The organism is Citreimonas sp. (genome assembly GCF_042096055.1).
Classification (GTDB): domain Bacteria; phylum Pseudomonadota; class Alphaproteobacteria; order Rhodobacterales; family Rhodobacteraceae; genus Citreimonas.
Genome location: NZ_JBELMH010000080.1, coordinates 1 through 13654, shown reverse-complemented (window position 1 = coordinate 13654; position 13654 = coordinate 1). Strand labels below are relative to the sequence as shown.

Sequence of the window (13654 nt, the reverse complement as noted above, 5' to 3'; positions counted from 1 at the left end):
ACCCCTCTTTCCAGGTTGAAAACCTGGCGTCCTAACCGATAGACGAACGGGCCAAACCGTCAGTGAGGGCCTTCTAGAAAATACGCATCGGGCTTGCAAGCGAAAAATCCTGAATTTCCATCGCTTGCCCCAACGAAAAGCTGTGCCCGGATAGGCGCATGATTTTCAATGCGTTACGGGCACTTTGCCACGTCGTCGATGCACAGCTGGACGGTGCGGCGACCGTTCCACTCGTTGATGTCGAGCTTGCCGGCGAGGTGGAAGCGCGCGCCGCCGTGATTCATCACCGCGGCGCCCATCGGGCCGTCCATCGCGCCGAAGCAGATGGCGTCGAGTCGCCCGCCCGTGCCGTCGTCGGCGGTGACCTTCAGGTGGCCCTGGCCGACCACCTTGGCATAGGCGATGCGCAGGTCGGTGAAGGCGAAACGCGGGGCCGGCGCGCCCTGGCCGAACGGGCCGGCGCGCTCGAGCGCCTCGACCAGGTCGATCTGCGCGGCGCCGGCCATCAGCATGCCGTCGAGGCGGAGATCGGCGGCGCCGCCCTCGCCCGCACCCTGACGGCCGAGGAGCTCGGACAGCCGCTCCATCGCCTCTTCCATCCGGTCGCGCGCCACGGTCAGGCCCGCGGCCATGCGGTGCCCTCCGCCCTTTATCAGCAGACCTTCGGCGGCAAGCTTCTGGATGCTGGCGCCCAGGTCGACGCCAGCGACGGATCGGCCCGAGCCCTTGCCCTCGGCCCCGTCCAGGCCGATCACGATGGCGGGGCGGTTGGTCATCTCCTTGAGGCGCGCGGCGACGATGCCGACGACGCCGGGGTGCCAGCCCTCGCCCGCGGCCCAGACGAGCGGCGCGTCGAGGCCCCGTTCCTCGGCCTGCGCAAGGGCGGCGGCGCGCACCGCGCCCTCGATCTCGCGACGCTCGGCGTTGAGCTGTTCCAGCCGTTCCGCCATGGCCTGCGCCTCGTGCGGATTGCGGCAGGCGAGCAGGCGCGCGCCCAGATCGGCGCGGCCGACGCGGCCGCCGGCGTTCACGCGTGGGCCTAGGACGTAGCCCAGGTGGTAGGCCGCCGGCGCGGTATCCAAACGGGCGCAATCGCTCAGCGCCACCAGGCCGGGTCGGTCGCGGCGCGCCATGACCTTCAGACCCTGCTGGACCAGCGCACGGTTCACGCCCTTCAGCGGCGCCACGTCGGCCACTGTCGCCAGCGCAACGAGGTCGAGCATTGTCATCAGGTCGGGGCCCGAACGGCCGCTTTCGCGCAGCTGGCGGCCGACCTCGACCAGCATCAGGAAGACCACCGTCGCGGCGCAGAGGTGTGCGAGCGCGCCGTCTTCGTCCTGGCGGTTGGGGTTCACCACGGCGACGCATTCGGGCAGCGTCTCGCCGCCCAGATGGTGGTCGAGCACGACCACGTCGGCGCCCCTGGCGGCGGCGATGGGCCCGTGCGAGAGCGTGCCGCAATCGACGCAGACGATCAGGTCGTGCGCGCGGGCAAGCTCGGCCATGGCCGGCTCGTTCGGGCCGTAGCCCTCGTCGATGCGGTCGGGGATATACAGCGTCGCCTGCCGGCCCATTCTGTGCAGCCAGTCGATCAGCAGCGCCGCCGAGGCGCCGCCGTCCACGTCGTAATCGGCGAAGATCGCGATGCGCTCGTTGCGATCCACCGCCTGCAGGAAGCGCGCGGCGGCGGTCTCCATGTCGCGCAGGCTGCGCGGATCGGGCAGCAGGTCGCGCAGGCGCGGGTTCAGGTAGGTCTCGGCCAGGTCGGGCAGCACGCCGAGGCGCGACAGCACCATCGCCAGCCCCGGCGCGTATCCGCCGCGCTGGCGCAGTGCCTCGGCCTGCCGCTCGACCTCGGCCGAGGGGCCGACCCAGCGCCGGCCGCTCAGGCTTTTGGCGACGCCGAGATAGCCCAAACCGTCCTGCCCTTCCGTGCGTCCGTTCAGATCTTGACCGGGTTGCGATAGCTCATGCGGCGGACCGAGCCGGTCTTCGAGCGCATGAGCAGCGTCTCCGTCGTCAGCCAGCCGACCTCGCGCTTGATGCCCGGCAGCAGCGAGCCGCTGGTCACGCCGGTGGCAGCGAAGATGACGTAGTCGGTGACCATGTCGTCGCGGGTGTAGATCTTGTCGAGATCGGTGATGCCGGCCTTGGCGGCGCGGCCCTTCTCGTCGTCGTTGCGGAACAGCAGGCGGCCGTAGATCTGCCCGCCCATGCATTTCAGCGCGGCGGCCGCCAGCACGCCCTCTGGCGCGCCGCCCGAGCCCATGTACATGTCGATGCCGGTCACCTGCGGGTCGGCGCAATGCATCACGCCGGCCACGTCGCCGTCGGTGATCAGCCGGATCGAGGCACCGGTCTCGCGCACCTCCGCGATCATGGATTCGTGGCGCGGACGTTCGAGGATGCAGACCGTGATGTCGCGCGGTGCCGCTCCGCGGGCCTTGGCCAGCGCCGCGACGCGTTCGGCCGGCGCCATGTCGAGCGTGACCACGTCCTGCGGGTAGCCCGGCCCGATGGCCAGCTTTTCCATGTAGACGTCGGGCGCGTGCAGCATCGAGCCGCGCGGCCCCATCGCGATGACGGTCAGCGCGTTGGGCATGTCCTTGGCAGTGAGCGTGGTGCCTTCCAGCGGGTCGAGCGCGATGTCCACGCCGGGGCCGTTGCCGCTGCCCACCTCCTCGCCGATATAGAGCATCGGCGCCTCGTCACGCTCGCCCTCGCCGATGACGACGGTGCCCTTGATGTCGAGCTTGTTGAGCTGCTCGCGCATCGCGTTGACCGCGGCCTGGTCGGCGGATTTCTCGTCCCCCCGCCCGATCCAGTCGGCGCTGGCGATTGCGGCTTGTTCGGCCACGCGGGCCAGGCCCAGGGACAGCATGCGGTCGTTGAAATCGGTGGGGGTACTCATGGGGCGTCCTCGCAATCGGTTCGGTTCGGTCTATCCCGCGCAGGCTGCGCAGGGCAAGGCTGGTGGCGCCAAAGGCCGGCGCCGGAGGCGCCGGCGCGCGGTTTTCAGACCTCCTCGATCCGCAGCACGACGGGCGGGCGGGCGACCACGCCGGTCTCCATCATCGCATCGATCGAGGCGTCGAGCGCGGCGCGCGTGGTCTTGTGCGTGACGATCAGCACGGGCGCGGTGTCGGTGACGTGGTCGTACTGACGCATCCGGTTGATCGATACGCCCGCGTCGCCCAGCGCTGTCGCGACCTTGGCCAGCGCGCCCGGCTTGTCCAGCAGCGCGAGGCGCAGGTAATAGGACGCGGGCGTCGCCACCTTGGCGGGGCGTGCCTGTTGCAGCCGCGCGGCGGGCTGGCCGAAGGTCGAGATGCGCAACCCGCGCGCGATGTCCATGACGTCGCCGATCACCGCGCTGGCGGTCGGACCCTCGCCCGCGCCTGCGCCGCGCAGCACGATCTGGCCGACCTGGTCGCCCTCGATCACCACCATGTTCGTGCCGCCCTGCAGCTGCCCCAGCGGCGAGGTCGCGGGCACGAGGCACGGCGCCATCGACTGCTCGAGCCCGCGGCCGGTCATGCGCGCCACGCCCAGCAGCTTGATCTTGTAGCCCATGTCGGCGGCTTGGCGGATGTCGTCGATGCTGACCGCGCCGATACCCTCCAGTTCGACCGAGCCGAAATCGACCTGGCAGCCGAAGGCGATCGCCGACAGGATCGACAGCTTGTGGCCGGCGTCGATGCCGCCCACGTCCAATTCCGGGTCAGCCTCGAGATAGCCCAGCGCGTCGGCCTCGGCGAAGGCCGCGTCGTAGGTCAGGCCGCCATCCTCCATCCGGGTCAGGATGTAGTTGCAGGTGCCGTTCATAACGCCCATCACGCGTGTGATCTCGTTGCCGGCCAGCCCCTCGGTCAGGGCCTTCACCACCGGGATGCCCCCTGCGACGGCAGCCTCGAACCGCAGCACGGCGCCGGCATCCTCGGCCAGCGTCGCGAGCGCCTGGCCGTTATGCGCCAGCATCGCCTTGTTCGCGGTCACCACGTCCTTGCCCGCGCGGATCGCCGCCTCGGTCGCGGCCTTGGCGGGGCCGTCGCTGCCGCCCATCAGCTCGACGAGGATGTCCACGTCGTCCCGCGTCGCCAGCGTCACGGGGTCGTCCTCCCACGCGTAGTCGCCCATCGGCACGCCGCGGTCCTTGTCGCGGTTGCGCGCCGAGACGGCCGAGATGACGATCTCGCGCCCGGTGCGCTCGGCCAGGAGGGCGGCCTTCTGGCGGACGATCTTGACGACGCCGGCGCCGACCGTGCCGAGCCCGGCGATGCCGAGACGCAGGGGAGGGTTGGACATGGGGCGGGGCTCCTTCGGCAGGGGTGGACGCGCTTTCCGTTATCCCCAAGTGCGGCAAGGTGCAACGCCTCGCGCCCGGTGCGGGACCGGCGGTGGCGCCTCAGCGGTTGCGCAGCGCCTCGGCCCGTTCGCGCAAACGGGCCAGCCTTTCCGCGTCGACCTCGGTGCCTGTGACGGGACCGGCACCCGAGACTCGGTCCTGAAGGCGCTCGGCCCGCGCCTCGATCGCCGCCGCCTCGCCGTGCTCGATCCGGGCGGGCACATCGGCAGTCAGCACCTCGATCGGCAGGAATTCCGGGTAGGGCGCGCGGGCGACAGCGGGGTCCTGCGCGGCGTCGAGCTCGGGGAACTGGGTGCAGGACCACAGCGTCAGGCAGAGCAGCAGGAGGGCGGCGCGCGTCATCATGCGGTTGTGCCGCAAGGGCGGCGCCACGGCAAGCGGCGCGCTTGATCTGAACGATCGTTCAGTTATCCTGACGCCATGGCAAGGACGCAGGGCAGCCACTCGGACATCACCGGCCCGCGGGTGCGCGAGGCCGCGCTGAAGCTGTTCGCGCGCCACGGCTACGCCGCCGTGTCGATGCGGCGCATCGCGGCCGAGGTCGGCGTGCAGGCCGGCGCGCTCTACAACTACACGCCGGACAAGCAGTCGCTGCTGTTCTCGCTACTCGAAGGGCACATGACCGACCTGCTGGGCGCGCTGGACGCCGCGCAGCGGACGGGCCCCGCGCTGGCCCGGCTGGAGCGGTTCGTGCGCTTCCACATCGCGTTCCACCTGAACCGGCCCGACGCGGTGTTCATCTCGTACATGGAGCTGCGCAACCTCGAGCCCGCGCATTTCCAGGTGATCGAGGGGCTGCGCCGCACCTACGAGGACGCGCTCGAGGACATCCTGCGCGCCGGCCGTGCCGAGGGCGTGTTCGACATGGCAGACACCAAGATCGCGACGCTGGGGCTGATCGCGATGCTGACCGGGGTGACCACGTGGTACCGCCCCGGTGGGCGGCTGTCGGCGGACGAGGTCGCCGGCGTCTACTGGGACATGGCGCGGCGGGCGGTCGCCGCCTGAGGCGGCGGCTATTCGGTCGCCTGCACCGATTCGAGGTATTCCAGCAGCGCCACCAGCTTGCGCGGCGTGGGTGTCTGCCGGCCGTCGCCCGAATCGAAGGGCACGAGATCGCCCTCGAGCAGTTCGCCGAAGGCCGGCATGCCGTGCGGCACCGTGCCCCGGGCATAGCCGTCGATCATCGACATGACCTCTGCGCGCGGCATGGTGCCGCCGTTGCGCGCGGCGATCTGCGTCAGGTCTGCCGGTCTGGGGTCTAGGCCCGCGGCCGCCGGGCCGTTGCCGGTGGCGTCGGCCCCGTGGCACGCGGCGCAGTTCTGCATGTAGAGTGCGCGGCCGTCCTGCGGTCCGGGCATTTCCTCTTCGGTGCAGGCGCCCAGCGCGAAAACCGCGCCGATGATGATCCAGGTCGCGCGCATGGTCCGGTCCTTTCCAAGTCTTTCGCCCCTCCGTGGTGGCGCGGTCTCGCGGCCCGCGCAAGACGTTTCATCGGTCGGGCGGTGGTCCGGCGGCGACTTGTTGCAGCCCGCCAATGGTCCGGCCGCCCACGCGCGGGATCGTGCCGCCCCCGCGGGGATGCCGCGGCGCAGCGCAGATCGACGGGCGCCGCTTAATGGTTTGTTATCGGGTTCGGGTGCATCACTGGGGCCATAAAACCAAGGCGCAAAGAAGGCGCTCGAGCAGTGAACAAAACCAGACAAACCAACCTGTTCCTCGTGGGACGGGACCAGGCGAGATGTGCCGCGATCAGCGAGACGCTCGCCGACGAGTTACCGGACATCCGGTTGTGGCGGTTCCGCTGCATCGTGGATGCGGGCGGCGCCTTGCTGCGCTGCCGGCCCAGCGCGATCCCAGACGCGGTGATGCTGGCCGACCCGTTCGACGACTGGGCGCGGACCCGACTTTGGGAATGCGTCACCGCGCGGCGCGAACTGATCGCCGTCCCGGTCTTCGCCTTCGCGGGCACCGAGCTGGCGCGCCGCCGCGCGGCGCAGCGCCCGATGCACGGTGTCGACTGGCGCGAGTTGCCCGAGCCTTCAGACGACGAGGGCTTCGTCGCCTGCGCCCGCGCCATCGCCGACGAGATCGGGCTGGCCTGCCTGGCCGAACTGCGCAGCACCGCGCACGGCGGCGCCCGCGGCCCGGTACCCATGCGTCTTTGGCAATAGGCGAAGGGCGCCTGCAGGCGTCAGTCGATGGCGACCAGACGGCCCGACTCCATGCGGACCCGGCGATCCATGCGCGCGGCCAGTTCGAGGTTGTGCGTGGCGATCAGCGCCGAAAGGCCCGTGTCGCGCACCAGCCGCATCAGCGCGTCGAACACCCGGTCCGACGTCTCGGGGTCGAGGTTGCCGGTGGGCTCGTCCGCCAGCAGGACGCGCGGCGCGTTGGCCATGGCGCGACAGAAGGCGACGCGCTGCTGCTCGCCCCCCGACAGCGCGGCGGGGCGGTGATGCGCACGCTCGGCCACGCCGACCGAGCCGAGCAAGCCCATCGCGCGTTCCTCGGCCTGTCGCCGCGGCGTGCCGTTGGCCAGCTGCGGCAGGGTGACGTTTTCCAGCGCGCTGAACTCGGGCAGCAGGTGGTGGAACTGGTAGACGAAGCCCAGCGCGCCGCGGCGGATCGCGGTGCGGCGCCTGTCGGGCAGCGCGCCCACGTCCTCGCCGCCGATCTCGACCCGGCCGGCATCGGGCTTGTCCAGAAGCCCTGCGATGTGCAGCAGCGTCGACTTGCCAGCACCCGAGGGCGCCACCATCGCCACCACCTCTCCGGGCACCAGCGACAGGTCGGCGCCGCGCAGAACGTGCACCTCGTTCGGGGCGCCCGGGTTGTAGACCTTCTCGATGCCGGTCAGGCGCAGGACGGGATCACTCATAGCGCAGCGCCTCGACGGGGTTGAGCCGCGCGGCACGGCGAGCGGGGAAGATCGTAACCACGAACGACAGCCCCAGCGACAGCGCCACGGCAGACAGCACGTCGCCCAGCTGAAGCTCGGCCGGAAGCGCGTAGATGCCGCGGATCGCCGGGTCCCAGACGCCACCGCCCGACAGCCAGTTCACCGTGGCGAAGATCGGGTCGATGTAGATGGCGAAGAGACAGCCCAGCACGACGCCCGCGGCGGTGCCGATGATCCCGGTGAACGAGCCGCAGATGAAGAACACCCGCAGCACCGCACCTTCGGTCAGGCCCATGGTGCGCAGGATGCCGATGTCGCGGCCCTTGTTCTTGACCAGCATGATCAGCCCCGAGACGATGTTCATCGCCGCGATCAGCACCAGCACCGACAGGATCACGAACATCACGTTGTCCTCGATCTCGAGCGCGCGCAGGAAACCACCCGACGAATCCTGCCAGGTCCAGGTGAATGCGTTCTGCCCCGCGGCATCCGCGATGGCGGGGGCGTAGCGGTCGACGGCCTCGGGATCCTCGACGGTGACCTCGATCTCGTCGGCGACGCCCTCGCGGTTGAAGTACAGCTGCGCCTCATCGAAGGGCATGTAGGCGCGGGTGCGGTCGATGTCGTAGCGCCCGGCGCTGAAGATGTAGACCACGTCGTAGGCCTTGACCCGCGGGCTGACGCCGAAGGCGGTGCGCACCCCGTCGGGCGAGATCAGCCGCACGCTGTCGCCGACCTCGACACCCAGCTCGCGCGCCACGCCGCTGCCCAGCGCGATGCCGATGGTCTGCGCCGCGTCGTCGGTCTGCGCCGGCTGGCCGAAGGCCTGCAGGTCGCCGCGCGCGGTTTCCGGATCGGCGATGCGCGGGATCTCGGCCAGCGCCGCAGGTGCGATACCAAAGACCTCGACGCCCGAGTTGCGGCTGTTGGCGGTGGCCAGGACCTGGCCCTTCACCAGCGGGGTGACGCGGGTGACGCCCGGCACCTCGCGCACGCGCTCGGCCATCGGTTCGTAATCGGGGATCGACCGCACGGTCTGGCCCGCCTCGTTCACCCGCTGCGTGTGGAAGACGGTGACATGGGCGTTGGCGCCGACGATGGTGTCGACGAACTCGGTCCGGAACCCGGACCGGACGGCCAGCGTTGCGATCAACGCGAACACGGCCAGCGTGATGCCAACGAGGCTGATCCAGGTCATCACCGACACGCCGCCCTCGGCCCGCCTGGCACGCAGGTAGCGCCAGGCTATCATCCATTCGTAGGGGGCGAAGGGGGGTGGCGATCCGGTCATGCGGGCCTCGGAGTCAAGATCGGCGCGACCCTGCCCCGCGCCCGGAACGGGGTCAAGCATGCCCCGCGGACAAGGAAGGATCGGACGATGAAGGTTCTGGTGATCGGCGCGAGCCGCGGCATCGGGCGGGCCTCTGTGCAGACCGCGCTTGAAGACGGCCACGAGGTGCGCGCCTTCGCACGCAGCGCCGCCGAGATGACGCCCCTGCCGGGGCTGGAGCCCTGGCCCGGCGACGCAACCAAGGCCGCCGATCTCGCCCCGGCGCTGAAGGGCGTCGACGCGGTGGTGCAGGCGCTGGGCATCAAGGCCGACCTGTCGATGACCTGGCGCGAGATCACGCTGTTCTCGGACGCGACGGCGGCGCTGGTCCCGCTGATGGAGGCGCACGGCCCGGACCGGCTGATCTGCGTGACCGGCATCGGCACGGGCGACTCGTGGCAGGCGCTGAGCTCGCTCGAGAGGATCGGCCACAGCGTCGTCTTCTCGAAGGTCTACGGCGACAAGACCCGGCAGGAGGACATCGTGAAACGCTCGTCCCTGCGCTGGACGCTGGTGCGCCCGACGATCCTGACCTCGAATCCGCGCAGCGGGCGGTACAAGGTGCTGGTGCGGCCCGAAACCTGGCGCATGGGCGTGATCAGCCGCGCCGACGTGGCCGATTTCGTAATCCGCGCGCTGGACGATGACGCGACGGTTCGCACGTCTCCGGTGCTGGCGCGCTGACGCTTTCATCGCGGCGCGGGGTGCGCTAAGCCTGCGCCATGACCGGACCGCGTTACCCCGACCTGATCGCCCGCCTGCCTGAGACCGTGCCCTTCGTCGGCCCCGAGGTGCAGGAGCGCGCCATGGGCCAGCGCTTTCGCGCACGCCTCGGCGCGAACGAAAGCGTGTTCGGCCCGTCGCCCTTCGCCATCGACGCGATGCAGGACGAGGCCGCCCAGATCTGGAAATACGCCGACCCGTCGAGCTACGAATTGAAGCGCGCGCTCGCCGCTCGGATGAAATGCAAGCCCGAGAACATCGTGCTGGGCGAAGGCATCGACGGGCTGCTGGGCAATTGCGTGCGCCTGCTGGTGCAAGAGGGCGATGCGGTTGTTACCTCGGAGGGCGCCTACCCGACGTTCAACTACCACGTGAACGGCTTCGGCGGGACGCTGCACAAGGTGCCCTTCCGCGACGACGCCGAGGACATCGACGCGCTGTTCGCCCGCGCGGCCGAGGTCGACGCCAAGCTGGTCTACCTGTCGAACCCCGACAACCCGATGGGTTCGTGGCATCCCGGCAGCCGGATCGAATCGGCCTTGGAGGCCCTGCCCGACGGCTGCATTTTGGCGCTGGACGAGGCGTATATAGAATTCGCCCCCGAGGGCACCGCGCCGCGGATCGACCCGCAGGACCCGCGCGTGATCCGCTTCCGCACGTTCTCGAAGGGCTACGGCATGGCCGGCGCGCGCGTGGGCTATGCTGTGGGCGAGCAGCGCTTCATCAAGGCGTTCGACAAGGTGCGTAACCATTTTGCCATGAGCCGCGTGTCGCAGGTGGGCGTGCTGGCCGCGCTCGAGGATGCGGTCTGGCTGCGCGAGGTGGTGCGCCTGACGGCCGAGGCGCGCGACCGCATAGGCGCGATCGCGCAGGACAACGGGCTGCGCCCCCTGCCCTCGGCCACGAACTTCGTCGCCGTCGATTGCGGCCGCGACGGCGACTACGCGCGCGCGGTGCTGGACGCGCTGATCGCGCGCGGCGTCTTCGTCCGGATGCCCGGCGTCGCCCCGCTCGACCGCTGCATCCGCGTGACGGCCGGCAAGCCCGAGGATCTGGACGTGCTGGCCGAGGTTCTGCCCGAAGCGCTCCATGCGGCGCGGGACAAGATCGGCGGCTGAAATGCACGCGGTTTGCGTGCATTAACCGAATGTCAGCCCGTTTCGGCAATTGTGACCGCGCGAGGGTGCGGAACCGGGCTATGATGCCCCGGTTACCCCCTGAACGGGCGCGCGTGCCCGCCTGGACGGAGCGAGACATGAACGACGGGCATCCCAAACGGGTCGAGGATTACACCAACGCCAACCTGTTCCTCATCCTGATGAACCTTCTGTGGATCTTCGGCGTGATCTGGACGCACTGGGGCCTGTTCCCGGTGCTCGTTCTGGCGGTCGCGCTGAACCACGTGATCACCCGCGCGGGCGTCGTGCGCGCGCGCCGCATGCTCGCCGACGCGCCGCGCGCTGCCGGTGCCAATCTGCAGGACGGCGGCCGCTAGGCTCCACCGGCGTTACCGATCCGGCCTTACGGTGCGGGCGCGACCAGCGCCTCGGCCGCCGCCGCGACGCCGCCGGCCTGGTGCGGAATGTCCAGCGCCTTCAACCCGGCCTCGACCACGCCCAGCAGGCCCAGCACCATGTGGGCGTTCACGTGGCCCATATGCCCGAAGCGGAAGAAGCCGGTGCCTTTCGGGTCGTCCGGCTCGCTCATCCCCAGTCCGATGCCCAGCGTCACGCCGCATTCGCGCGCCGTCCATTCGCGCAGCCGCGCCCCCAGCGGCGCGCCCAGCCGCAGCGCGGTCACGGCATGGCTGCGATGCGTCCTGTCCGCGATGTTGAGCGTCAGCGGCCCGCCCTGCCCCCAGCATTCCGCCGCCGCCCAGATCGCGCGGGCCAGCGCGGCGTGGCGGGCCCAGATCGCCTCGATCCCCTCGGCGCGGATCATGTCGAGCGAGGCGCGCAACCCGTAGATGTGGTGCGTGGGCGCGGTGCCGCCGAAATATTGGTAGAACATCTCGGGCTCGGCGCGCGGGCTCCAGTCCCAGTAGCGCGACACGCGCGGCATCGCCCGACGCGCCGCATCCGCCCGGTCGTTGAAGAAGACGAAGCCCAGCCCCGGCGGCACCATCAGGCCCTTCTGCGAGCCGGTGACCATCACGTCGGCGCCCCATTCGTCCATCTCGAACCGGTCGCAGGCGAGGCTGGCGATGCAATCGGCCATCAGCAGCGCCGGGTGGCCCAGATCGTCCAGCACGGCGCGCAACGCCGCGATGTCCGAGCGGACCGAGCTCGAGGTGTCGACGTGCACCGCCAGCACCGCCTTGATGCGCTGGCCCGTGTCGGCGGCCAGCGCGGCGCGCACGCGCTCGGGGTCGATCGGCGACTGGCGGCCGTGGTCCAGGATGTTGACCTCGATGCCCATCGCCTCGGCCATCTCGCCCCAGCCGTGACCGAAGCGGCCGGTGGCGGGGATCAGCACCTTGTCGCCGGGCTGCACGGTGTTGGCCAGCGCCGCCTCCCACGCGCCGTGGCCGTTGGCGATGTAGATCGCGACGTTGCCGTCGGTGCGGGCGACGTATTTCAGATCGGCGGTCAGGCCGGGCATCATCCCGATCAGCTCGCCCTCGTAGATGTTGGGCGAGGCGCGGTGCATCGCGCGCAACACCGCGTCGGGCATGACGGACGGGCCGGGAATGGCCAGGTAGGGACGGCCATTGGCCAGGCTCATTTGTTCTCTCCGGGGTGGGGGACCAGGGCGGTGCGTTCGAAATCGCGGCCACGATAGCGGCGCGGCGCGCAGCGTCAATCGCCGGCCCGCGCTTGCCTAAGGGGCACGCAGCGCGTACATGCGCCCCTGATGCGGGACCCGCGGGGGCCGCGCCCGCGGACTGGGAAGGGCCATGCGCATGCTGGCGAAACTCTGGACACGGCTGGACACGGCCGAGCGGCGCTTTCGCCGTTCCTGGGGCCGCGACATCTCGACCCCGGCCGCGCGCCGCTGGGCGCAACTGCACTACCACGTTTTCGACCACGCCTTCCTGCGGATGTTCTGGACCAACTTCTGGCCGGTGGCTCCGGGCGTCTGGCGCTCGAACCAGCCCACGGCCGCACGGTTCGCCCGCTACAAGGCGATGGGCATCAAGACGGTCGTGAACCTGCGCGGCGAGGACACCTACGCGCATTACCTCTTCGAGAAGGAAGCCTGCGAGGCGCTCGGGCTGACGCTGGTCGACGCCAAGCTGTGGGCGCGCACGGCTGCCCCGCGCAAGCGGATCGTCGCGGTGATCGACGCCCTGCGCGCGGCCGAGAAGCCGATGGTCTTTCACTGCAAGTCGGGCGCGGACCGCGCCGGTTTCGTCGCGGCGATGTACCAGATGGTGTTCGAGGGCGTGCCCGTCGCCGAAGCGCGCAAGCAGCTGGGGCTGAAATACATCCACCTGGAGTTCACCAAGACCGGGGTGCAGGGCTACATCCTCGACACCTACGCGGCGCGGCAGACGCATTCTGACATCTCGTTCGAGGACTGGATCCGGAGCGAGTACACGAGCCGCACGATCCAGCAGGGTTACGACGCGCGCAGGCCTCCGGCGGCGACCGCGCGGGTCCTGATGGACGCCGCAGCCTCGGCCGCGCAGGTCGAGGACGCGGCCGATCCGCGGCAACGGGACCGCACGTGACCAAGCGGCCGCCGCAGCAGCTGTTCCTGTGGCTCTGGCGCGGCTACCTGCGCCGCTACTGGCCGATCATGTCGGTGGCCCTGGTGTTCATGGTCATCGAGGGTTCGACCGCGGGCCTGCTCAGCTACATGATGAAGCCGATGTTCGACGACGTCTTCGTCGGCGGCAACGCGGATGCGCTGGTCTGGGTCGGCGCGGCCGTTATGGCGATCTTCACCATGCGCGCGATCTCGGGCGTCGTTCAGAAGGTGCTGCTGAAGCGCGTCTCCGAGATGTCGATGGGCGACCTGCGTCAGCACATGCTCGAGCATTTCATGCGGCTGGACCCGTCCTTTCACCAGGAACAGGGTCCCGGCGCGCTGATCCAGCGGGTCGAGGGCGACGTGAGCGCGATCGGCAAGGTCTGGTCGACGCTGATCACCGGCGCCGGGCGCGACGTGATCGCGCTGGTCTCGCTGTTCGGCGTGGCCCTGGCGATCGACTGGCGCTGGACGCTTGTCGCGCTGGTGGGCGTGCCGCTGCTGGTCGTCCCGGCGATGGTCCTGCAGCGCTTCGTGCGCGGCAACGCCCGCGAGGCGCGCGACATCGCCGCGCGCCTGTCGACCCGCCTGAACGAAGTCTTCCTCGGCATCGTGCCGGTCAAGCTGAACGCGCTGGAAC

At 70.2% G+C, this 13654-nt stretch carries 15 protein-coding genes; 7 read left to right on the top strand and 8 right to left on the bottom strand.

All coding sequences use genetic code 11. The annotated features are described in order from the left end of the window. Positions 1 to 173 precede the first annotated feature (173 nt). From recJ to ACFDTC_RS14870, 4 genes are all read right to left on the bottom strand, one after another. Entirely contained in the window at positions 174 to 1916 is a 1743-nt protein-coding gene (gene recJ / locus ACFDTC_RS14885; RefSeq protein WP_375259675.1) for a single-stranded-DNA-specific exonuclease RecJ, read from the bottom strand. Between the two features lie 26 nt (positions 1917 to 1942). Then, complete coding sequence (glpX, locus tag ACFDTC_RS14880; protein ID WP_375259674.1) at positions 1943 to 2911, bottom strand: class II fructose-bisphosphatase; 969 nt, start codon at positions 2909 to 2911, stop codon at positions 1943 to 1945. 104 nt (positions 2912 to 3015) lie between these two features. Then, complete coding sequence (locus tag ACFDTC_RS14875; protein WP_375259673.1) at positions 3016 to 4305, bottom strand: homoserine dehydrogenase; 1290 nt, start codon at positions 4303 to 4305, stop codon at positions 3016 to 3018. A 100-nt stretch (positions 4306 to 4405) separates the two neighbouring features. Then, positions 4406 to 4708: a hypothetical protein gene (locus ACFDTC_RS14870; RefSeq protein ID WP_375259672.1), complete on the bottom strand. Its 303-nt coding sequence runs from the start codon at positions 4706 to 4708 to the stop codon at positions 4406 to 4408. A 78-nt stretch (positions 4709 to 4786) separates the two neighbouring features. Between ACFDTC_RS14870 and ACFDTC_RS14865 the strand changes: the two genes are divergently transcribed. Further along, positions 4787 to 5374 carry a TetR/AcrR family transcriptional regulator gene (locus ACFDTC_RS14865; RefSeq protein WP_375259671.1) on the top strand — a complete coding sequence of 196 codons (588 nt, stop codon included), beginning with the start codon at positions 4787 to 4789 and terminating at the stop codon, positions 5372 to 5374. 8 nt (positions 5375 to 5382) lie between these two features. Here the strand turns inward: ACFDTC_RS14865 and ACFDTC_RS14860 are convergent, their stop codons facing one another. Then, a complete protein-coding gene (locus ACFDTC_RS14860) occupies positions 5383 to 5790 on the bottom strand; it encodes a c-type cytochrome (protein WP_375259670.1) in 408 nt (135 codons plus the stop codon). Between the two features lie 264 nt (positions 5791 to 6054). On the opposite strand from ACFDTC_RS14860, the gene ACFDTC_RS14855 reads away from it, so the two are divergent. Further along, on the top strand, positions 6055 to 6540 hold the full coding sequence (locus ACFDTC_RS14855; protein WP_375259669.1) for a hypothetical protein: 486 nt from the start codon (positions 6055 to 6057) through the stop codon (positions 6538 to 6540). A 20-nt stretch (positions 6541 to 6560) separates the two neighbouring features. Here the strand turns inward: ACFDTC_RS14855 and ACFDTC_RS14850 are convergent, their stop codons facing one another. Next, complete coding sequence (locus ACFDTC_RS14850; RefSeq protein ID WP_375259668.1) at positions 6561 to 7247, bottom strand: ABC transporter ATP-binding protein; 687 nt, start codon at positions 7245 to 7247, stop codon at positions 6561 to 6563. Next, complete coding sequence (locus ACFDTC_RS14845; RefSeq protein ID WP_375259667.1) at positions 7240 to 8559, bottom strand: lipoprotein-releasing ABC transporter permease subunit; 1320 nt, start codon at positions 8557 to 8559, stop codon at positions 7240 to 7242. The genes ACFDTC_RS14850 and ACFDTC_RS14845 overlap by 8 nt, the downstream gene beginning before the upstream one ends. 87 nt (positions 8560 to 8646) lie before the next feature. Between ACFDTC_RS14845 and ACFDTC_RS14840 the strand changes: the two genes are divergently transcribed. The 3 genes from ACFDTC_RS14840 to ACFDTC_RS14830 all read left to right on the top strand — a co-directional run bounded on the left by ACFDTC_RS14840 (position 8647) and on the right by ACFDTC_RS14830 (position 10816). Then, positions 8647 to 9282 (top strand): NAD(P)-dependent oxidoreductase, encoded by a 636-nt coding sequence (locus tag ACFDTC_RS14840; protein ID WP_375259666.1) that lies wholly within the window; start codon positions 8647 to 8649, stop codon positions 9280 to 9282. A 38-nt stretch (positions 9283 to 9320) separates the two neighbouring features. Then, complete coding sequence (locus ACFDTC_RS14835; protein WP_375259665.1) at positions 9321 to 10439, top strand: pyridoxal phosphate-dependent aminotransferase; 1119 nt, start codon at positions 9321 to 9323, stop codon at positions 10437 to 10439. A gap of 137 nt (positions 10440 to 10576) precedes the next feature. Beyond that, on the top strand, positions 10577 to 10816 hold the full coding sequence (locus ACFDTC_RS14830; RefSeq protein ID WP_375259664.1) for a DUF6498-containing protein: 240 nt from the start codon (positions 10577 to 10579) through the stop codon (positions 10814 to 10816). A 26-nt stretch (positions 10817 to 10842) separates the two neighbouring features. Here ACFDTC_RS14830 and ACFDTC_RS14825 read toward each other — a convergent pair whose 3' ends face one another. After that, entirely contained in the window at positions 10843 to 12045 is a 1203-nt protein-coding gene (locus tag ACFDTC_RS14825; protein ID WP_375259663.1) for a pyridoxal-phosphate-dependent aminotransferase family protein, read from the bottom strand. 178 nt (positions 12046 to 12223) lie between these two features. Between ACFDTC_RS14825 and ACFDTC_RS14820 the strand changes: the two genes are divergently transcribed. Together ACFDTC_RS14820 and ACFDTC_RS14815 are read left to right on the top strand one after the other, a co-directional pair. Further along, entirely contained in the window at positions 12224 to 12994 is a 771-nt protein-coding gene (locus ACFDTC_RS14820; protein WP_375259662.1) for a tyrosine-protein phosphatase, read from the top strand. Then, on the top strand, positions 12991 to 13654 hold a 664-nt coding region (locus ACFDTC_RS14815), incomplete at its 3' end, for an ABC transporter transmembrane domain-containing protein (protein WP_375259661.1). The genes ACFDTC_RS14820 and ACFDTC_RS14815, both read left to right, overlap by 4 nt.